At 73.4% G+C, this 20083-nt stretch carries 22 protein-coding genes; 13 read left to right on the top strand and 9 right to left on the bottom strand.

Features of this window, described 5'->3' with window-relative positions; translation table 11 throughout:
- Position 1: 1 nt before the first annotated feature.
- Entirely contained in the window at positions 2-907 is a 906-nt protein-coding gene (locus F563_RS0103440) for a glycine--tRNA ligase subunit alpha (RefSeq protein WP_019013245.1), read from the bottom strand.
- 86 nt (positions 908-993) lie between these two features.
- Here F563_RS0103440 and F563_RS0103445 point away from each other — a divergent pair, with 86 nt between their 5' ends.
- On the top strand, positions 994-1410 hold the full coding sequence (locus F563_RS0103445) for a ketosteroid isomerase-related protein (protein ID WP_019013246.1): 417 nt from the start codon (positions 994-996) through the stop codon (positions 1408-1410).
- A 6-nt stretch (positions 1411-1416) separates the two neighbouring features.
- Here F563_RS0103445 and F563_RS0103450 read toward each other — a convergent pair whose 3' ends face one another.
- Positions 1417-1740, bottom strand: coding sequence for a hypothetical protein (locus F563_RS0103450; protein WP_019013247.1), 324 nt, complete (start codon positions 1738-1740; stop codon positions 1417-1419).
- A 104-nt stretch (positions 1741-1844) separates the two neighbouring features.
- Complete coding sequence (locus tag F563_RS0103455) at positions 1845-2660, bottom strand: S49 family peptidase (protein WP_019013248.1); 816 nt, start codon at positions 2658-2660, stop codon at positions 1845-1847.
- A gap of 79 nt (positions 2661-2739) precedes the next feature.
- Here F563_RS0103455 and F563_RS0103460 point away from each other — a divergent pair, with 79 nt between their 5' ends.
- From F563_RS0103460 to F563_RS24665, 5 genes are all read left to right on the top strand, one after another.
- On the top strand, positions 2740-3162 hold the full coding sequence (locus tag F563_RS0103460) for a CoA-binding protein (protein ID WP_019013249.1): 423 nt from the start codon (positions 2740-2742) through the stop codon (positions 3160-3162).
- Positions 3163-3238: 76 nt separating this feature from the next.
- Complete coding sequence (locus F563_RS21405) at positions 3239-3724, top strand: DUF2076 domain-containing protein (protein ID WP_019013250.1); 486 nt, start codon at positions 3239-3241, stop codon at positions 3722-3724.
- 156 nt (positions 3725-3880) lie between these two features.
- Complete coding sequence (locus F563_RS0103470; RefSeq protein ID WP_019013251.1) at positions 3881-5077, top strand: MFS transporter; 1197 nt, start codon at positions 3881-3883, stop codon at positions 5075-5077.
- Between the two features lie 166 nt (positions 5078-5243).
- Entirely contained in the window at positions 5244-5942 is a 699-nt protein-coding gene (locus F563_RS0103475) for a DUF6065 family protein (RefSeq protein WP_019013252.1), read from the top strand.
- A 93-nt stretch (positions 5943-6035) separates the two neighbouring features.
- Positions 6036-6395 (top strand): hypothetical protein, encoded by a 360-nt coding sequence (locus F563_RS24665; RefSeq protein ID WP_019013253.1) that lies wholly within the window; start codon positions 6036-6038, stop codon positions 6393-6395.
- A gap of 58 nt (positions 6396-6453) precedes the next feature.
- Here F563_RS24665 and F563_RS0103485 read toward each other — a convergent pair whose 3' ends face one another.
- Both F563_RS0103485 and F563_RS0103490 read right to left on the bottom strand, forming a co-directional pair.
- A complete protein-coding gene (locus F563_RS0103485) occupies positions 6454-7170 on the bottom strand; it encodes a zf-HC2 domain-containing protein (protein ID WP_019013254.1) in 717 nt (238 codons plus the stop codon).
- Positions 7167-7679, bottom strand: a complete 513-nt coding sequence (locus F563_RS0103490) for an RNA polymerase sigma factor (protein WP_019013255.1) — start codon at positions 7677-7679, stop codon at positions 7167-7169. Before F563_RS0103490 ends, F563_RS0103485 begins: the two co-directional genes overlap by 4 nt.
- Positions 7680-7763: 84 nt before the next feature.
- On the opposite strand from F563_RS0103490, the gene F563_RS21415 reads away from it, so the two are divergent.
- The 3 genes from F563_RS21415 to F563_RS0103505 all read left to right on the top strand — a co-directional run bounded on the left by F563_RS21415 (position 7764) and on the right by F563_RS0103505 (position 12485).
- On the top strand, positions 7764-9119 hold the full coding sequence (locus tag F563_RS21415; RefSeq protein ID WP_019013256.1) for a S8 family serine peptidase: 1356 nt from the start codon (positions 7764-7766) through the stop codon (positions 9117-9119).
- Between the two features lie 50 nt (positions 9120-9169).
- The gene (gene gpmI, locus F563_RS0103500) at positions 9170-10675 is read left to right on the top strand and encodes a 2,3-bisphosphoglycerate-independent phosphoglycerate mutase (RefSeq protein ID WP_019013257.1); all 1506 of its coding nucleotides are present in this window, start codon (positions 9170-9172) and stop codon (positions 10673-10675) included.
- Between the two features lie 205 nt (positions 10676-10880).
- Positions 10881-12485, top strand: a complete 1605-nt coding sequence (locus F563_RS0103505) for an ABC transporter substrate-binding protein (RefSeq protein WP_019013258.1) — start codon at positions 10881-10883, stop codon at positions 12483-12485.
- Between the two features lie 157 nt (positions 12486-12642).
- Here the strand turns inward: F563_RS0103505 and F563_RS0103510 are convergent, their stop codons facing one another.
- Positions 12643-13743, bottom strand: a complete 1101-nt coding sequence (locus F563_RS0103510) for a DmpA family aminopeptidase (RefSeq protein WP_019013259.1) — start codon at positions 13741-13743, stop codon at positions 12643-12645.
- A gap of 377 nt (positions 13744-14120) precedes the next feature.
- On the opposite strand from F563_RS0103510, the gene F563_RS0103515 reads away from it, so the two are divergent.
- The 4 genes from F563_RS0103515 to F563_RS23735 all read left to right on the top strand — a co-directional run bounded on the left by F563_RS0103515 (position 14121) and on the right by F563_RS23735 (position 17698).
- Positions 14121-15521, top strand: a complete 1401-nt coding sequence (locus F563_RS0103515; RefSeq protein ID WP_019013260.1) for a S41 family peptidase — start codon at positions 14121-14123, stop codon at positions 15519-15521.
- 24 nt (positions 15522-15545) lie between these two features.
- On the top strand, positions 15546-16646 hold the full coding sequence (locus F563_RS21420; RefSeq protein WP_019013261.1) for a divergent polysaccharide deacetylase family protein: 1101 nt from the start codon (positions 15546-15548) through the stop codon (positions 16644-16646).
- The gene (locus tag F563_RS0103525) at positions 16643-17143 is read left to right on the top strand and encodes an RNA pyrophosphohydrolase (protein ID WP_019013262.1); all 501 of its coding nucleotides are present in this window, start codon (positions 16643-16645) and stop codon (positions 17141-17143) included. Before F563_RS21420 ends, F563_RS0103525 begins: the two co-directional genes overlap by 4 nt.
- 129 nt (positions 17144-17272) lie before the next feature.
- Complete coding sequence (locus F563_RS23735) at positions 17273-17698, top strand: carboxymuconolactone decarboxylase family protein (protein ID WP_019013263.1); 426 nt, start codon at positions 17273-17275, stop codon at positions 17696-17698.
- 85 nt (positions 17699-17783) lie between these two features.
- Here the strand turns inward: F563_RS23735 and F563_RS0103535 are convergent, their stop codons facing one another.
- The 3 genes from F563_RS0103535 to F563_RS0103545 all read right to left on the bottom strand — a co-directional run bounded on the left by F563_RS0103535 (position 17784) and on the right by F563_RS0103545 (position 20082).
- Positions 17784-18863: a TRAP transporter substrate-binding protein gene (locus F563_RS0103535; protein ID WP_019013264.1), complete on the bottom strand. Its 1080-nt coding sequence runs from the start codon at positions 18861-18863 to the stop codon at positions 17784-17786.
- Positions 18864-18949: 86 nt separating this feature from the next.
- Positions 18950-19381 (bottom strand): DUF4149 domain-containing protein, encoded by a 432-nt coding sequence (locus F563_RS0103540; protein WP_019013265.1) that lies wholly within the window; start codon positions 19379-19381, stop codon positions 18950-18952.
- A 5-nt stretch (positions 19382-19386) separates the two neighbouring features.
- Complete coding sequence (locus tag F563_RS0103545) at positions 19387-20082, bottom strand: SDR family oxidoreductase (RefSeq protein WP_019013266.1); 696 nt, start codon at positions 20080-20082, stop codon at positions 19387-19389.
- Position 20083: the final 1 nt, after the last annotated feature.

A 20083-nucleotide genomic window follows, 5' to 3' on the forward strand; every position in this document is an offset into this window, starting at 1 on the left:
ATCACGCCGGATTGGTAGAAACGAGCGTGGCGGTCTCGGCCGCCAGCCACGCCTCGCAGCACGCCTTCGCCAGCGCGCGCACCCGGCCGATATAGGATGCGCGCTCGGCGACGCTGATCACCCCCCGCGCGTCCAGCAGGTTGAAGCGGTGCGAGGCCTTGATGCACTGGTCATAGGCCGGCAGCGCCAGCCCCTTCGCGAGCAGCGCCGCGCACTCCTTCTCCGCATCGGCGAAGTGGCGGAACAGCTGCTCCGTGTCCGCGTGCTCGAAGTTGTGCGCGCTGAATTCGCGCTCGGCGCGCAGGAACACGTCGCCGTAGCTGAGCGGCGCGGGGCTCCCCGGGTCGTTGAACGGCAGGTCGAACACGTTCTCGACCCCGAGGATGTACATCGCCAGCCGCTCAAGCCCGAGCGTCAGTTCGGCCGAGGGCTGCTCGCAGGCGATGCCGCCGACCTGCTGGAAATAGGTGAACTGGGTGATCTCCATGCCGTCGCACCAGACCTCCCAGCCGAGCCCCCAGGCGCCGAGTGTGGGGCTCTCCCAGTCGTCCTCGACGAAGCGGAAATCGTGCAGGCGCGGATCGAGTCCGAGCGCGCGGTAGCAGGCGAGCAGCAGCGCCTGGGGGTCGGGCGGCGAGGGCTTCAGGATCACCTGGTACTGGTAGTAGTGCTGCAGCCGGTTCGGGTTCTCGCCGTAGCGCCCGTCCGAGGGCCGGCGGCAGGGCTGCACATAGGCCGCGTTCCAGGGCCGGGGCCCGAGCGCGCGCAGCGTGGTCGCCGGGTGGAACGTGCCCGCCCCCATCTCCATGTCATACGGTTGCAGGATCACGCAGCCCTTCGCCGCCCAGAAGGCATTGAGCCTCAGGATCACCTCCTGGAAGCTGCGCGGGGGCGGGCGGACATCCATCGGCGGGCGTCTTCGGCTCTTGCGGCGCGGGGGGCGGCACCTTATCCGCCGCCCCTGACAGCGGCAACACTTCGCAGGTGCAGCAGATGAGCGACCCCCGCGCCCAGGCCGAGGCCACGGTCCGCGCCTACTACGACGCCTTCAACCGCGGCGACCTCGAGGGGTTCCTCGCGCTGCTCGCCGAGGACGTGGTGCACGACATCAGCCAGGGGCCGCGCGAGACCGGGCGCGAGGCGTTCCGGGCGTTCATGGCGCGGATGAACCGCTGCTACGCCGAGCGGATCGAGGACCTCGTGGTGCTCACCGAGCCCGGCGGCACCCGCGCGGCGGCGGAGTTCACCGTGCATGGCCGCTACCTCGTCACCGATCCCGGCCTGCCGGAGGCGCGCGGCCAGAGCTATGTCCTGCCGGCCGGCGCGTTCTTCGAACTGCGTGGCGGCCGGGTCGCGCGGATCAGCAACCACTACAATCTTCAGGACTGGCTCCGGCAGGTGGTCGGCTGAGCGGCCTCACGCCGGCTTCGGCGGCTCCTCGGCGCGCGGCGCCTCGGGCGGAGGCCCGGCCCCCTCCTCCTGCGCCGCCGCGACCGCCGGGATCGGGCAGTCGGGCCGGCCGCAGCCCTCATGCGCGCCGACCGGCAGATAGGCGCGGCAGACCGGGCACTCGGTCATCTCCTCGGCCTCCGCCTCCGGGGGCGGGGCGGCCTCGGCCGGGCCGGCATCGTTCGCGGGCTGCGCGGGCGGTGGGGTCGAGGCCGCGCCCTGCTGCGTGACCATGCGGTAGAGATACCAGACCCCGGCCAGCACCAGGCCGAGCAGCACCAAGCGGATCACGGCGCGCCACCTTCCAACGGAACCGCCGGGCTTCTAGACCAGAACGCCGGAGACGGGAAACGTACTGCCCGGCTGCCCAAGGTGGACCCTCGGCCCGGGCGGCGTCAAAGCCCGAAGCGCGCCCAGGCCGCGCGCTCCTCGGCCGCGGCGATCAGCCCCTCGGGTGTGGGCAGGAAGCGGCTCCACCAGCCGCGGCGCTGGCGGCCGAACACGGCGAAGCGCACACGCTCGCCGTGGCGCGCCCGCATCGTGGCGCGAAGCTCGCCGATCCCGTCCGCGAGCCCGAGCGCGACCGCCCGCTCGCCGGCCCAGAACTCGCCCGAGAACAGCTCCGCCTCGTCCGCCTTGAGCTTCGCTCCGCGCCGCTCGCGCACCCACGCCTTGAAGCGCGCGTGCAGCGCCTCCTGGATGCCGCGCAGCCGCGCGACGTCCTCCTCGCGGGTCGGGCGGAACGGGTCGAGCAGCGACTTCTTCTCGCCCGCGGTGTAGAGCCGGCGCTCCACGCCGATCCGCTCCATCAGCCCGGCGAAGCCGAACCCGGTGGTGATGACGCCGATCGAGCCGAGGATCGAGGTCTCCAGGCACAGGATCTCGTCGGCCGCGCAGGCGAGCCAGTACCCGCCCGAGGCAGCCACATCCTCGACAAAGGCCGTGACGGGCACCTTCTTCTCCTCGGCGTGCTGGCGGATGCGCGCCGCGATCAGCGCCGACTGCGCCGCCGAGCCGCCGGGCGAGTTCACCACCAGCGCCACGCCGGCGAGCCGCCGCACCGAGAAGGCGCGGCTGATCGCGGGGCCGAGGGTCTCGACCGCGAGCGGCTGGCGGCCGAACACGGCCGCGCGCGGGGCGATCATGCCGGCCAGCGGCAGCACCGCCACCACCGGCGGCGGGGAGAGGAGACGCGCGATCAGGTTGGGCATGCGGCAGAGATGCACGCGCGGGGCGGCCCCGCAACCCGCGCGCTTGCCCGGACACGCGCTCGTGCCCCAGCGTCGCGCGATGGCGCAGGACGACCTCTCCGACGACGACATCCGCCTTCTGCTGACGGCGAGCCGGCGCATCGCCCTGGTCGGCGCCTCGGCGAAGCCCGAGCGACCGTCGCACGGGGTGATGCGGTTCCTGCTCGGCCGCGGCTACGACGTGGTGCCGGTGAACCCGGGCCTCGCCGGGCAGATGCTGCACGGCCGGCGCGTGGTGGGGCGGCTCGCCGGGATCGAGGGGCCGGTCGATCTCGTGGACATCTTCCGCCGCTCCGCCGAGGCCGGGCGCGTGGTGGACGAGGCGATCGCGATCGGCGCGAAGGCGGTGTGGCTGCAGCTCGGCGTGATCGATCCGGCCGCGCGCGACCGCGCGCGTGCGGCCGGGCTGGTCGCGGTGATGGACCGCTGCCCGGCGATCGAGATCGCCCGACTCGGGCTCTGACGGCCCCGCGAGCGCGCTTGATGGCGCCCGCCCGCGCCGCCACCTCAGGGCGGCACGAAGACCGGGGAGCGCGCGCATGACCGACGAGGAACGCCGACTGATCACCGAGTTCGTCACCCGCGTGGTCGAGGCAGGCGGCGAGCCGATCGACCCCGAGGCGGACGCGCTGCTCGCCGAGCTGTTCGCGCGCCACCCCGAGGCGCGCTACCGCATCGCGCAGATGGCGTTCTTCCAGGAGCACGCGCTGGCGGAGGCGAACAACCGCATCAACCAGCTCGAATGGCAGCTCGAACGCGCGCGCAACACGGGCGGGATCTTCGGCGGGATCTTCGGCGGCGGCCGGCCGATGCTGCCGCCCCCAGCCACGCACGCGCCCGGCTGGCGGCCCGGGCTGTTCGACCAGGGCCGCGGCTTCGTCGGCACCGCCGGCACGACCGCGCTCGCGGTGATGGGCGGATTCCTGCTCGGCGGCGCGCTCGCCTCGATGATGGCCGGCGAGGCCGCGGCGGCCGAGGCCGAGCCGCCCGAGGGCGATGCGCTCGACGACGATCTGGAGCTCTGATACCGGGCTGCCAAAGGTTCGATCTTTGGCAGCCCGGTATCGCGCGCAGGGCTGCTGTGGCGGCTGCGCGCCAAGGAAACCTCGTACCCGGCGGGTGGACGGGGGGCCGGGCCGGGCCTAGCCTCGCCGCGTCATGACCCCTTCCAGACGGCCCCGATGAGCGCGGCGCCGATCAAGCGACGCGACGCGGCCGTGATCACCCTGATCGCGGCGGCGCATTTCCTGTCCCATTTCTACATCCTCTGCATCCCGCCGATGTTCCCGATGATGCGCGCGGAGCTCGGCCTGTCCTACGCCGCGCTGGGTGCGATCACGGCGGTGCTCTCGGCGGTGACCGCGCTCGGGCAGACGCCCATCGGGGTGTGGGTGGACCGGCGCGGCGCGGCGCCCTGGCTGATCGGCGGCACGGCGCTGATGGCGCTCGGCACGGCGGGGCTCGGGCTCGCGCCGGGGTGGGCGGTGCTGCTGGTGGCGGCGATCGTCTCGGGGCTCGGCAACGCGACCATCCACCCCTGCGACTACGCGATCCTTGCCGGCTCGATCGACCAGCGGCGCATGGGCCGGGCGTTCAGCCTGCACACCGCCGCGGGCTATGCCGGGTTCGCGGCCGCGCCGCCGTTGATGATCGCGCTCGAGGCCTGGCTCGGCTGGCGCGGGGCGCTGATCGCGGTGGGGCTCGCGGGCCTGCCCTGCACGGTGGCGATCGCGGCCTTCGCCGGCATCCTGCGCAGCGAGTCGAAGCGCAGGCACGAGGCGCCGTCGACGCGCGCCGTGCTGGGCTCGCGGCCGATCCTGCTGCTGTTCGCCTTCATGGCGCTGCTGGCGATGGGGGCGTCGGGCGTGCAGACCTTCATGGTCGCGGCGATGCCGCTGATCCACGGCGTGTCGGTGGCGGCCGCCGCGGCGGCGCTGACCGGATGGCTGATCGCGAGCACGGTCGGCACGCTGGCGGGCGGGTGGATCGCCGATCGCAGCCGCAACCTGGTCGGCGTGGTCGCGGCGATGATGTTCTCCTGCGCGGCGCTGGTGGTGCTGCTCGGCGTGGTGCCGATGGGCGAGCTCGCGGTGATCGCGGCGGCGGCGCTGGCCGGGTTCTGTCTCGGCGTGGTGATGCCGTCGCGCGATCTGCTGGTGCGGCAGGCGGCGCCGGCGGGCACGACGGGCCAGGTGTTCGGCTTCGTCTCGGCGGGGCTGCCGCTGGGCGGGGCGCTCGCGCCCGCGCCGATGGGGTTGCTGATGGACCTCGGCGCGCCGTCCGCGGTGTTCCTGGCCTCGGCGGCGCTGCTGGCGGCGGCGGTGCTGACGGCGGGCTCGGCGCGCGCCGCGGCGGTGGCGCCTGCGGCGGCGGAGTAGGAAAACGAGAGTGGGGGCCGCAAGGCCCCCCACGCCCCCTGGAGGGGGCCCGCGTCGCGACCAACGGGAGCGACGCCCTCGCGGGATGGGGGGTGTGGGGGCAAGGGCCTTGCGGCCCTTGGCCCCCACGACGGAATAACCCCGCCCGCAGCGGCGTTCCCCGCGCATGCGCAAGGACCCCGTGATCCTGTTCACCTGCCGGCCCGAGGACGAGGGCGTGATCGCCCCGCCGGTGCCGGCGAAATCCCTGCTGCCCGACTGGTTCCGCAAGCTGCCGGCGATCGACCGCGCGCATCTCTCGGCGACCAACAACGGGCTCACCGCCAAGCGCTGCATGCCGTTCTTCGATGCGCTCGCCACCGGCTGGATCCTGCCCCTCGCCGCGACCGTCCGGCTCGAGATCGCCGATGGCGGCCGCACCGTGCACGCCGGCTGGGAGTTCGACCGCACCATGGTCAGCAACCACTCGCCGCCGCAGGTCGCGGGCAACCCGATGGAGCCGCGGCCGCCGTGCAAGTTCCACAACCACTGGACCATCCGCACGGCCAAGGGCTGGTCGTGCCTGTTCCTGCCGCCATTGAACCGCCCCAACCCGGTGTTCCAGTGCGTCGCCGGCATCGTCGATACCGACAGCTACGCGAGCCCGGTGCACCTGCCGTTCTTCGCCACCGGTCCGGACGGCGTGCACGTGATCGAGCGCGGCACGCCGCTGGTGCAGGTGATCCCGTTCCGCCGCGCGGACGCCGCGATCGGTGGCGAGGTGCGCGCGGAAACAGCCGAGGAGGCAACGATCCGCGAGCGTATCCTGCGCCAGACCATCGCCGCGGACGGCTGGTACCGGCGCGAGGCGCGCGCGGCGCGCTGAGCGGAATACCGGGCGCGACAGCCCGTTCTTCTCTCACCGGATGCTTCGCCGCCACGGCGCACGAGGCCCGGATCAGACGGGAGAACCGAAACGATGCGAAAGATCACCATCATGACGGCTGCGGGCGCGGCGATGCTTGCCGCCGGCGCGGCCGAGGCGCGCCTGAGGCCGGTCGATCCCGGCAGGACCGACACGAGCACGCTGCAGTTCGTCGGCAACTCCAGCTCGAACAGCAGCAGCAACTCGTCGAGCAACAGCTCGTCCAACTCGTCGTCGAACTCCTCGTCCAACTCGAGCAGCAACAGCTCCTCGAACTCGTCGAGCAACTCGAGCTCGAACTCGTCGGGCGGCGATGGCCGCGGCGGCTATGGCGGACGCGGCGGACGCGGCGACGGGCCGCGCGCCGGCATCGGCGACGGCGGCCGCGACGGCTGGGGCGGCCGCTGGCGCTGAGCCGGAAGGGCCGGTCAAACGGGGGAGCGGGGCAGCCCGCTCCCCCTTTTCGTCGCCCTCAGCGCCAGCCGCGCTCGATCGTGCGCCGCTCCGTTTCGGCATCCAGCGGCGCACCGGCGCTGATGCGATCCAGGAGCTCGCGCAGCAGCGGATCCTCGCCCGCGGCCGGCGTGAATCCCCCCGCCGTGACCGGGCGCGCGACCGCGATGCGCGTGCGCCAGACATCGCCCTCGCGGCAGGCGAGCGCCGTGACGGGGGTCGCGCTCTCCACCGCGAAGCTGCGGCAGGGGCCCTGCGCGGTCGGGTAGGTCGCCAGCAGCCGGATCATGCCGCCCATGAAGGCCACCTCCTGGCCGCTCGCCGCCGCGTCGAGGGCGCGCGCGAGCATCGGCGTGGCCGGGCCGAGCGGATCGAGCGGGTGGGCCATGCGCGTCGGGCTCGGCGCGAGCAGCGCGCCCAGCATCCCGCCCACCACCAGCGCGACCGAGGCGGCGATCGCGGCGGTGCGCCGGACATTGGTGTTGGCGGCGCGGCGCGGCGGGGCGGCGCCGTCGGCCGCCAGGACGGTGGCGATCAGCGCCGCCGGCACCGGCTCGCGCGCGACCTCGGCATAGGCCGCGCGCGCCGCCTCCCGCGCCTCGCGCAGCGCGGCGAGCCGCCGGGCGAGCGCGGGATCGGCCGCCACCGCCTCGCGCACCCGCGCCGCCTCGGCGGCGTCGAGCTCGCCGTCCGCATAGGCGGTCAGCGCCTCGTCGGAGACCGATCGCCCGCTCATGGCACGTCCTCGTCCTGCACCTGGCCCAGCGCCTTGGCGAGCTTCACCCGCGCGCGCGACAGCCGGCTCATCACCGTGCCCACCGGCACCTCCAGCACCTCCGCCGCCTCGCGGTAGGACAGCTCCTCGACGCAGACCAGCACCACCACCTCCCGGCTCTCCGGCGGCAGCGCGGCGATCGCCTCGCGCGTCTTCGCCAGCATCAGCCGGGTCTCCGTCACGTCCCGTCCGTCCCATCCCGCCTGCTCCGCAACCTCGTCCAGGCCAGCGTGCTCGCCGCCGCGGGCACCGGATCGCCGGGCCGCATCGATCCAAACGTTGCGGAGGATGCGGAACATCCATGCGTCGAGGCGCGTTCCTGGCTGGAATGTGTCACGCGCGCGCAAGGCCCGCTCGCAGGCGCTCTGCACCAGGTCGTCGGCCCGGTCCGGCGCGCCGGCGAGCGCGCGGGCGAAGCGTCGGAGCCGCGGCAGCAGGGCCACGAGATCATGGGCGAAGTCGGAGGCCACGCGGCGGGTGTCCTGCGGGCAGAGCGGGGGACGGGAGGGGCGAGATTAGGCCGAACCGGGCGCGATCGGGTAGATTGCGCCGCCATGCGGGCCGACAAGGGCACATCGCCGAAGCGCCGCCTGTGCCGAGTGCTGCCTGCGCTCGCGCTCGGGCTCGCGCTGGCCCTGCCGGCCGCGGCGGACGACGACGATTCCGACGACGGCGGTGCGCCCGGAGCCGCGTCCGGCCCCGGCGGCGGCGGCGAGGGGCGCGGCGGGCGGATGGATCTCGGCCCCAACCCCGGCACCGATTTCCGCCGCGACGTGCGCAGCCTGATGGGCATGCTGTTCGGCCGTCCGGCGCCGGCGCCGCGGGCCCTGCCGCTGCCTCCGGCCGCACCCGACGCGCCGGAGGCTGAACCGGGCGAACTGGTGGCGCGCGGGCTGAGCCCGGCCGCGCGCGCCCAGGCGCTGGCCGAGGGCTTCTCGGTGGTCGCCGAGCGCGGCGCGCTCGCCCGCCTGCGCGCGCCGCCGGGGCTCGACACCGCGGCCGCGCGCGACCGGCTGCGCGCGATCGCGCCGGCCGCGACGGTCGATCTGAACCACCTCTACCGCCCCGGCTCCGCAGCACTGGGCTGCCAGGGTGCGGCCTGCGCGCCGACGCCGTTCCTCGCGTTGATCGCCTGGCCGGATGCGCCGGGGTGCGGCGCGGGGCTGACGGTTGGGCTGATCGACACGCCGGTCGATCCCGCGCTGCCGGCGCTCGCCGGCCGGGTCGAGGCGGTGACGCTGCGCGGACCCGATCGCGCTGCCGCCTCGGCCGCGCACGGCACCGCGGTCGCGACGCTGCTCGCCGGCGCCGGCACCGGCGCGGGCCGGGGCCTTCTGCCGGGCGCGCGCGTGATCGCGGTCGATGCGTTCCACCGCCGGCCCGAGGGCGACGCGGCGGACGCCTTCGACATCGCCGAGGCGATCGGGCTGCTCGCCGAACGTGGCGTGGCCGTGGTGGCGATGGCCTTCGCGGGACCCGCGAACGCGGTCGTGGACGAGGCCGGCGCGGCGGCGGCCGCGCGCGGCATGTCGGCGGTGGCGGCCTCGGGCAATGACGGGCCGCGCGCGCCGCCGCGCTACCCCGCCGCGCATCCTTGGGCGACCGCTGTGACGGGGGTGGACCGCAACGCGCGCATCTTCGCCCAGGCGGTGCGCGGCCCGCATATCGACTTCGCCGCCCCGGGCGTGGGGCTGCCGGTGCTGGTGGCGGCCGATCGCCCGCCAGTGACGCGCTCGGGCACCTCCTACGCCGTGCCCTTCGTCGCCGCGGCGCTGGCGCTCGCCCGTCAGGGCGGGCTCGATCCGGCCGAGGCGGCGCGGCGGCTCGCGGCGGCGGCGCAGGATCTCGGGCCGCCGGGGCGCGATCCGATCTATGGCTGGGGGCTGGTGCGCGCGATCGGCGACTGCTGAGCCGCACCCCGGGCCTTGCGGCCCCCCGCACTTGGGGATACCCGCAGCGCATGACCCGACCCGTGATGCTGGTGGTCCTCGACGGCTGGGGCTGGCGCGAGGAGACCGCGGACAACGCCGTGCGGCTCGCCCGCACGCCGAATTTCGACCGGCTCTGGACCGAATGCCCGCACGCCTTCCTGCGCACCTCGGGCGCGGATGTCGGGCTGCCGCACGGACAGATGGGCAATTCCGAGGTCGGGCATCTCAATCTCGGCGCCGGGCGCGTGGTCATGCAGGACCTGCCGCGCATCGACGCCGCGGTGGCGGACGGCTCGCTCGCGCGCCTGCCCGCGCTCGCGGAGCTGATCGCCCGCACCACCGGCACCGTGCATCTGATGGGGCTCGTCTCGCCGGGCGGTGTGCATTCGCACCAGGACCACGCGCTGGCGCTCGCGCGCGCGGTGACCGCGGCGGGCAGGCGCGTGGCCGTGCATGTCTGGCTGGACGGGCGCGACACGCCGCCGCGCGCCGCGGCCGATGACCTGCCGCGGTTCCTCGCCGCCCTGCCCGAGGGCGCGCGCGTGGCGACCGTCGCCGGCCGCTACTTCGCGATGGATCGCGACAACCGCTGGGACCGCGTGGAGCGCGCCTGGCGCGCGATCGTGCTCGCCGACGCGCCGCGCGTCGGTGATGCGATGGAGGCGGTGCGCGCGGCGCATGCCAAGGACGTGACGGACGAGTTCGTGCCCCCCGCGGTGGTCGGCGACTATGCCGGGATGGCGGACGGCGATGCGGTGCTGTGCTTCAACTTCCGCGCCGACCGGGTGCGGCAGATCCTCGCCGCGCTGCTCGATCCGGGCTTCGATCGGTTCGCGCGGCCGCGCGTGCCGAAGATCGCGGCGGCGGCGGGGATGACGCAGTACTCGGCCGAGCTCGCGCCCCTGATGGGCACGCTCTTTCCGCCGCAGAGCCTCGCGGGGATTCTCGGCGAGGTGGTGGCGGCGGCCGGCCGGACGCAGCTCCGCATCGCCGAGACCGAGAAGTATCCGCACGTGACCTACTTCCTGAACGGCGGGCGCGAGGAGGTGTTTCCGGGCGAGGAACGGATTCTCGTGCCCAGCCCGAAGGTCGCGACCTACGATCTGCAACCCGAGATGAGCGCGCCCGAGGTGACGGAGCGCGCGGTGGCGGCGATCCGGTCCGGCGCGTTCGATCTGATCGTGCTGAACTTCGCCAATCCCGACATGGTGGGGCACACGGGCAGGCTCGATGCCGCGATCAGGGCGGTGGAGACGGTGGATGCGGGGCTGGGGCGGATCGCGGAGGCGGTGCGCGCGATGGGCGGGGCGCTGCTGGTGACGGCCGATCACGGCAATGCCGAGCTGATGCGCGATCCGGAGACGGGCGGGCCGCATACCGCGCACACGACCAATCCGGTGCCGGTGCTGCTGCTGGGCGGGCCGGCGGGGGCGCGGCTGCACGATGGTCGTCTGGCGGATGTCGCGCCGACGCTGCTCGCGCTGATGGGGCTCGCGCAGCCCGCGGCGATGACGGGGCGGAGCCTGCTGGCGTAACCGCACTGCCGATCTCGGCCGCTTGTCGGCCGCGCGGGGCGGCGGCTAGAGCAGATCGCACACGGCTGGACTCAGCCGTGTGCGTGAAGATGCTCGCAGGGAATGACCAGAGCGGTTTCCACTCTTGTGGAAACCGATCTAGCGTCGATCACCCACGGGCCGGCGCGCGCGCCGCCCCAAGGATGCGCAAGGAGAGGAGAGGACCATGACGACACGACGCACGCTCCTGACCGCGGGCGCCGCCCTCGCGGCCGCGGCGGCGCTGCCGCGCCCGGCGCTGGCGCAAGGCGCCGGCCGCAACGTGCTGCGGGTGGTGCCGCACGCGAACCTGTCCGTGATCGATCCGATCTGGACCACCGCCTACATCACCCGCAACGCCGGCTTCATGGTCTGGGACACGCTGTTCGGGCTGGATTCGCAGTTCCGCCCCCAGCCGCAGATGGCCGAGGGCCATACCCTGTCGGACGACCGCCGCGTCTACACGATCACGCTGCGCCCGGGCCTCAGGTTCCACGACGGCGCGCCGGTCCGCAGCGCCGACTGCGTCGCCTCGATCCGACGCTGGGCGGTGCGCGACGCGATCGGGCAGAAGCTCGCCACGCTGGTCGAGGAGTACCGCGTGCTGGACGACCGGCGCTTCGAGATCCGGCTGAAGCAGCCCTTCGCGCTGACCCTGTTCGCGCTGGGCAAGCCCGCGAGCAATGTCTGCTTCATCATGCCCGAGCGCGTCGCGGCGACGGATGCCAACAGCCAGATCAGGCCCGAGGATGTGATCGGCTCCGGTCCGTTCCGCTTCCAGCGCGACGAGTGGAACCCCGGCGCGCGCGCGGTGTGGACGCGCAACCCCGACTACCAGCCGCGCAGCGAGCCGGCGGACTGGGTCGCGGGCGGCAAGCGGGCCAATTTCGAGCGCATCGAGTGGCACATCATCCCCGATGCCGCGACCGCGGCGGCGGCGCTGCAATCGGGCGAGGTGGACTGGTGGGAGACGCCGCTCGCCGACCTGTTCCCGGTGCTCAGGCGCGACCGCAACATCGTGCTGGAGCAGATGAACCCGCTGGGCGAGATCGGCATCCTGCGCTTCAACCACCTCCATCCGCCCTTCGACAACGCCGCGATCCGCCGCGCGCTCGCGATGGCGATGGACCAGGCCGACTACATGCAGGCGATCGTCGGCAATGACCCGGCGCTGTGGAAGCACGCCGGCTTCTTCACGCCGGGCACGCCGATGGCGACCGAGAAGGGGCTGGAGGCGCTGACCGGGCCGCGCGACATCGAGGCGGCGAAGCGCGCACTGGCACAGGCCGGCTACAACGGCGAGAAGGTGGTGCTGATCGCCGCCACCGACATCCCGATCACCAACGCGCAGAGCCAGGTGACGGCCGAGCTGCTGCGCCGGCTCGGGATGAACCTGGAATACGTCGCCACGGACTGGGGCACGGTGGTGCAGCGGCGCGCGAGCCGCGAGCCGGTGGAGCGCGGCGGCTGGAGCCTGTTCCACACCTGGTGGGCGGGGTTCGACCATGCCAATCCGGCGGCGCATCTCTCGATCCGCGGCAACGGCACCGGCCCGGGGAGCTGGTTCGGCTGGCCGACCAGCCCGCGGCTCGAGGAACTGCGCGATGCCTGGTTCGTCGCGCCCACCGAGGCGGAGCAGGCGCGCATCTGCGAGGAGATGCAGATGGTGGCGCTGCGCGACCTGCCCTATGTCCCGACCGGGCAGTTCTTCATTCCCTTCGCGTTCCGTCGCGACATCACGGGGATCCTGAAGGGACCGATGCCCCTGTTCTGGAACGTCTCGAGGCGCTGATCCCGGGCCGCCAAAGGTTTGACCTTTGGCAGACCGGGATCGCGCGCAGGGCTGGTGTGGCGGCTGCGCGCCAAAGGAAACCTCATACCCGGCCGCTCCGCGCCCTGCCCTGTCGCGGCCGGATCGCGCCGCGACAGGGCGAGACGCGGCCCTCTCGTCAGCGGAGCGATCGTTCGCCCGCTCCCGCGAACACCCCGCGCAGCATCGCGTGGTCGATCGCGGGCACCTTCGCGTCGTCGCCCTCCCCGCTGCCCATGTCGCGCGCGGCCACCATCGCGTTGAGCACGGCCTCCTCCACGCTTTGCACGGCGGCGGCGTAGAGGGGATCGAGACACTCGTCGTTCAGCATCTCCAGCCGCAGATGCGACGGCGCGTCCAGCGGCATGGGGCCCGGATTCGCGGTCGAGAAGGCGAGGAACAGGTCGCCCGAGCCGTTGCCGCCGATCGTGCCGCCGCGCCCCATGCCGAGCGTGGCGCGCCGCGCGAGGCGCGCGAGCTGGTGCGGCAGGAGCGGGGCGTCGGTCGCGAGGACGGCGATGATCGAGCCGGTCTCGGCGCGGTCCGCCCGCTCCGGCCCGCACCCGACCGGCACGCCGCACACGGTCAGCCGTTCGCGCGCCCCGTGGTTCGCCTGCACCAGCGCGCCGAGCGTGTAGCGGCACCCGTCGATCGCGACCCGGCGCGAGGCGGTGCCGGTGCCGGCCTTGTAGCCATAGGCGATCATGCCGGTGCCGCCGCCGACATTGCCCTCGGCGACCGGCCCGGGGGCGGCGTTGTCCAGCGCGGCGAGCACATGCGCCTCGGTCAGGGGCTGGGCGGTGATGTCGTTCAGCCGCCCGTCATAGGTCTCGGCGACCACGGGCATGGCCCAGACGCGGCGGCCCACGGCGAAGTGCCGGGCGTAGCGGCGCGTCATCCAGGCGATCGCGGCGTGGTGCGCGCGGCCCACCGCATGGGTGTTGGTGATCAGCACGGGGCCGAAGAACCAGCCCCCGTCGGCGATCCAGTGCGTGCCGGTCATCTCGCCGTTGCCGTTGAAGCGGTGCACGCCGGCGTAGAGCGGGGCGGGGTCGGCGCGGTCGGCGTGGGGGATGATCGCGGTCACGCCGGTGCGCACGGGGCGGGGGCGGCCGGGCCGGGGCCGGTCCTCGATCAGCGTGGTCATGCCGACATGCAGGCCGGCGATGTCGGTGATGGCGTTCAGCGTCCCCGGCTCGCCGGCGAAGGGAAGCCCGAGATCGCGTGCGCGGATCGGCATGGTGTGGTCTCCCTGTCGCCCGGCCCGGCTTGCGGCGCCACGCCGGGGCGGTTATAGGAAAACAGTCAGAGCCGCCGTGCCCCCGCCGCGACCCGGCGACGGATCGGTGTGCCTGCGGCTTCGGCGTAGCGCGGCCCGGCCGACCCGCTTAAAGGCTTAAAGGCTTAAAGTCTTAAAGTCGTAAAGTGGTAAAGCGGCGCAGGCAGAGGGGCGCGCGCAGGCCGAGAAGTCCCGCCGCCCTGCCGGAGTTGTGTGCGGACCCGCCGCACCGCTCGCCTTGATCCCGGCCGAGCCGGGGCGATACCTTGCGATCTCGGCGGATCAAGAGGGGCGGTTGCCCCGCGCGCGGCTCGCCGCGCTGGAACGGACGGTCTCAGATGAAGGTTTCATTCCGCTCGGCTCTCCTCGCTGCCGCGATCGCCTTCGGCGCCGGGGCGGCGCTGAACCACCCGGTCGGCGACTGGCTCGGCGCGCGGCTCGGCCTGGGCGCGCAGGCGCAGGACGGCGGGCGGGCCGACACCTACCGCCTGCTCAGCCTGTTCGGCGACGTGTTCGAGCGCATCCGCGCCGAGTATGTCGAGCCGGTGAACGACCGCGAGGTGATCGAGGCCGCGATCAACGGCATGCTGACCAGCCTCGACCCGCATTCCGGCTACATGAACCCGCGCACCTTCCGCGACATGCAGGTGCAGACGCGCGGCGAGTTCGGCGGCCTCGGCATCGAGGTCACGCAGGAGAGCGGCTACATCAAGGTGATCAGCCCGATCGACGACACCCCGGCCTTCCGCGCGGGCGTCAAGGCGGGCGACCTGATCACGCATATCGACGGCCGCTCCGTGCAGGGGCTGACGCTGAACGAGGCGGTCGAGCGGATGCGCGGGCCGCCGCGCACCGAGATCAAGCTGACGATCCGGCGCGAAGGCCAGACCCAGCCGGTGCAGATGTCGATCGTGCGCGACATCATCCGCATCCAGTCGGTGCGCGCGCGGATGGAGGATGATGTCGGCTACATCCGCATCACCAGCTTCAACGAGCAGACCGACCAGGGCCTGCGCCGGGCCGTGCAGCAGCTGCGCGCCCAGGGCGGGGCGCGGCTCAAGGGACTGGTCATCGACATGCGCAACAACCCGGGCGGGCTGCTCGACCAGGCGGTGTCGGTGTCGGACGACTTCCTCGAACAGGGCGAGATCGTCTCGACGCGCGCCCGCCGGGCCGAGGATGCGCAGCGCTACAACGCCAAGCCGGGCGACATCGCCGCCGGGCTGCCGATCGTGGTGCTGATCAACGGCGGCTCGGCCTCGGCGAGCGAGATCGTCGCCGGCGCCTTGCAGGACCATCGCCGCGCGGTGGTGATCGGCACGCGGAGCTTCGGCAAGGGCTCGGTGCAGACGGTGATGCCGCTGCCCGGCAATGGCGCCATCCGGCTGACCACGGCGCGCTACTACACGCCCTCGGGCCGGTCGATCCAGGCGACCGGGATCGAGCCCGACGTGGTGGTTGAGCTCTACGAGGGCGAGGCACGGGCCGAGGCGCGCGACCGCGAGGCCAATCTCTCGCGCGCGCTGCGCAACGACGGCGGCAATGGCGCCGCGCGCGCGGCGCCCCTGACGCCGCCCGCCCTGCCGCCCGGATTCGTCGAGGGCTCGGCCAACCCGCCCAAGCCGCCCGGCGAGGGTCAGCCGCCGATCCAGTTCGGCGACCTCGCGCGCGACTACCAGTTGCAGCGCGCGATCGAGCTGGTGCGCGGCCTCGCGGTGATGCGGCGGGCGTCGAACTGAGCGGATCGCGCGAGACGACCGATCGTGGCTGAGGATCGCGGCGGGCTGTCGCCCGCGTGGCGGGCGCTGATCGCGTTCTGGCTGGTGCTGCTGATCGGCGGCGCCGGGCTGGTGGCGTGGCTGGAGCTCACCGCCCCTGGCGAGACCGCCGTTGCCACCGCCCCGGCCGGTCCCGCGAACAGCGCCGAGCCGCCCGCCACCGCGGCGACCGCGACCGCGACGCTCACGCCCCCGGCGCCCGCGGCCGCCACTCCCGAGCCGCCTGGCGCCACCCCGGCCGATCGCCTACCCGGCACGACCGCGGCGATCGGCCCCGGCGGCATCGCCGAGCCGGACCCTGCCCTGATCGAGCCACGGCCGGACGGCGCCCTGCCGCGGATCGGCCCGGACGGCCGCCAGCCCTGGCGCGTCTATGCCCGCCGCTTCGACGACGGCGACCGCCGGCCGCGCATCGCCGTGCTGGTGGTCGGGCTCGGCGTCAGCGAGGGTGCGACCACGACCGCGATCGAGCGCCTCCCGGGCGAGATCAGCCTGGCCTTCTCGCCCTACGGGCTGCGGCTCGAGCGCCAGTTCGCGGCCGCCCGCGCGGCGGGGCATGAGGTGCTGATCGGCCTGCCCATGGAGCCGGCCAACTTCCCGCTCAACGACCCGGGCCCCCAGGCGCTGCTGACCGGCCTGCCGCCGCCCGAGAACGCCGCCCGGCTCGCCTGGGCGCTCTCGCGCGCGCAGGGCTATGTCGGGGTCACCAACGCCGCCTCGGCGGTGCTGCGCGGCGAGCGCTTCACGGCGAGCGCGGAGGCGATGCGTCCGGTGCTGGAGACGCTGCGCGAGCGCGGCCTGCTCTACATCGAGGCGCGGCCGGGCGAGCGCGCCCCGAGCGCCGTGCCGGCGCGGGCGGCCGATGTCGTGATCGACGAACGCCCGGCGCGCGCCGAGATCGAGGCGCGGCTCGCGGAACTGGAGCGGATCGCCCAGGAGCGGGGCGTGGCGCTCGGCATCTCCGGCCCCTCTCCTCTCTCGCTCGACCGGCTCGCGGTCTGGGCACCGCAGGTCGGCACGCGCGGCCTTGTGCTCGCGCCGGTGAGCGCCGTGGTGGTCCGGCCCGCCACCACCGCCCGCCCTTGAGCCGCGACCTCGCCAGCCTCCCCTACCGACCGAATGTCGGTGCCGTGCTGTTCGGTCCCGACGGCCGCGTGCTGGTCTGTCGCCGCGCCGATCTGCCGAACGCCGAGGGCGCACCCGGCGGCTGGCAGCTCCCCCAGGGCGGGATGGACGAGGGCGAGGATCCGCGCGTCGCGGTGCTGCGTGAACTCGCCGAGGAGATCGGCACCGACCGCGCCGAGATCATCGCGGAGCACCCCGGCTGGCTGACCTACGACCTGCCGCCCGAACTCCTCGGCGTGGCGCTGGGGGGACGCTACCGCGGGCAGCGGCAGAAATGGTTCGCGCTCCGCTTCCTCGGCACCGACGCCGATATCCGGCTGGACGCCGACCCGCATCCCGAGTTCGACGCCTGGCGCTGGGCGGAGCTCGCCGAACTGCCGTCGCTCGCGGTCTCATTCAAGCGCGCGATCTACGCCGAACTGGCACGCTGTTTCGCGCGCTTCGCCGGTCCGGTCTGATCCCTGCGCAGACCACCGCGCACGAGATCAACCCATGGTTGCTGGTCGTGCGTCTCGATCTGACGCATATTATCGTATTCGGGGACGGTCCCCGGAAACGCTCGGCGGCTGCGGGAGCCGCCCAGGACCATGCCCGTGAAAGACCTGATCGAGCAGGCGGCCGCGCTCGGCGCCGCCAACTTCACGGCCACGTCCGGCCGCGTTCCGGACCGTTTCAAGCTGCTGCGCGACGCCGCCCCGGCGACCTTCGCCGGCTACGCGCTGATGCGCGCGGCGGTGATGCGCGACAAGAGCGAGGGCGGCGCGCTCGACCTCAAGACCAAGGAGTTCCTGTTCGCGCTGCTGGACACGCTGGCGGGCAACCGCGACGGCGCGCTCGCGCACGCGGAACGCGCGGTCCGGCTCGGGCTCACGGTCGAGGAACTCGCCGAGGGACTGACACAGGTGATCATGGTCGGCGGGATCACGACCTGGAACATGGTGGGCGCGGATGTGCTCAGCCGGGCGCTGGAATTGACCGCCGATCCGCCGGTGGTGCCGCCGCCGCTGGGATGAAAAGCAAGTGGGGGGACGACGGTCGTCCCCCCACACCCCCCTCCACGACTGCGCGCGAGGGGCCATCGCCACCTGGAACGGCCGGTCAGAGATACCTGTAGTCGAGCCTGCGCATCCGCGCGTAGGCATCGTCGGTGATCGCCGACTGCTCCATCAGCGCAGCACGCGCCTTGACGAAGCTTTCCACCGTCTTCTTGGTCAGCGGATCGCCGGCGTCGCGCAGCTCGGTCAGGATCTCTCCCGCCGCGTTGCCGAGCGCGATCGCGATCGCGTCGGGCAGCATCTTCACCTGCACGCCGAACTCGCTGACCAGACGCTGCATCGCCGGGATGTTCAGCGAGTCGAAATCGGCGCCCACCTGGTCGTAATCGGCCTGGATCGCGACCTCGAGAATGCGCTTTAGATCGTTCGGAAGCGCATCGTATTTGCGCTTGTCCACCGAGCACTCGGCGGCGAGGCCCGGCTCGATCACCGACGGCCAGTAGTAGAACTTCGCCGCCTGATGGAAACCGAGCGCGAGGTCGGTGACGGGCCCGACGAACTCCGCGGCATCGAGCGCGCCCGACTGCAGGTTGGGCAGGATCTCGCCCGCGCCGAGATTGACCACGGCCGCGCCGATCCGCCGCCAGCACTCGCCGCCCAGGCCGGGCGTGCGGAATTTCAGGCCGCGGATGTCATCGACGGTGTTGATCTCGCGTCGGAACCAGCCCGCGCCCTGCACGCCGGTATCCGCCGCCATGAACCCCTTCAGGTTGAACTGCGCGTAGATCTCGTCCCAGATCTCCTGCCCGCCCATGTTGCGGATCCAGGCGCGCAGTTCCTTCGACGTCATGCCCATCGGCACGCCGGTGAAGAAGTTCAGGCCGCGATTGCGGTTCTGCCAGTAATAGGCAGCCGTATGCATCATCTCCGCGCCACCCTGCGTCACGGCGTCGAACACGCCGAGCGGCGGGACGAGCTGGCCGGCGGCGAAGACCTGGACGGTGAACCGACCGCCCGACATCTCGCCGATGCGGCGCGCGATCCGCTCGGCGCCGACGCCGAGCCCCGGGAACCCGCGCGGCCAGGACGTGACCATGCGCCACTGGATGCGGCCCTGCGCGATCGCGGGCGTGGCGAGCGTGGTCGCGGCCGCGCCGGCTGCGAAAAGGGTACGACGCTTCATGGGAACAGGCCTCCCTGAGGACGGATGCGGGCTTGCTGCCCGCCTGAGGCCAAGACTTAGCCGAACCCCCGACGGGGCGGAAGCGGCTACCAGGCGCGGCCGGCGAAGCCCACCAGCACCAGCGCGACCAGGACCATCTGCGCCAGGTTGATTACGACCGACAGGCGGTGCAGCCGGGCGAAGGGCTGCGTCGCCGAGGCGTCGCCCGCAAGCTCCGCGTCCCGGTAGGCGTTGATGCGGGGCATCAGCCCCTGGCGCGAGAACACGAAGCCCGACGCGACGACCGCCATCACCAGCGCGGCTTCCCACGCCACCGGGACGAGCGCGATCGCCGCCGCTGCCGCCATGCCGGCGCCGAACACGTAGTAGACCGGAAACAGCCGCCGCAGGACTGCACCCGCGTGCTGCGGCCCGAGCGCGCGGAACACGTTCGGCGCGACGATGAAGGCGAAGAACACCATCCCGCCGAACAGCAGCGCGGTCGCGAACAGCCCGACGCCGGCGGCGAGGCCCTGCACCGCGCTCAGACCGAACGGGCCACGCCGCCGTCCACGCGAAGGCTCTGGCCGGTGATGTAGGAGGCCTCCGGCGACAGCAGGAAGGCGACCGCGGCGGCGATCTCCTCGACGCGCGCGTAGCGCCCCATCGGGATGCGCGCGCGGCGCGCCGCCTTCTCCGGCAGCGAGTCGGTGAAGCCGGGCAGCACCGCGTTCATGCGGATGCCCTCGGCCGCGTGCAGATCGGCATAGAGCTTGAGATAGGCCGAGAGCGCCGCACGCAAGGTGCTCATCGGGAAATCGGGCTCGGGCTCGAAGGCCGCGTAGGAGCTGATCGCCACCACCGATCCGCCGCCGGCGGCGCGGAACTGCGGTGTGACCAGCCGCGCGATCCGCACCAGCGGCATGAAGGCCATGGCGAAGCCGGCCTCCCAGTCGGCATCGGTGAGATCGAGCAGCGCGCCCTTGGGCGGATGGCCGACATTCACCACCGCCGCGTCGAGCCGGCCGAACCGCGCGACGGTCGTTTCGACTAGGCGCGCAAGATCGTCGGGCCCGGTGACCGACCCGCGCACCGCGACACCGCCCAACTCGTCAGCGAGCGACACGACTCCCTCGCCCGGCGAGAGCAGGCCCAGCGCGTAGCCGTCGGCGGCGAGCCGGCGCGCGATCCCCGCACCGATCCCCTTCCCCGCCGCGGTGACGATCGCGACGCGGCGCACG

This window comes from Elioraea tepidiphila DSM 17972, from assembly GCF_000378465.1.
In the GTDB taxonomy this organism is placed as follows: Bacteria; Pseudomonadota; Alphaproteobacteria; order Acetobacterales; family Acetobacteraceae; genus Elioraea; species Elioraea tepidiphila.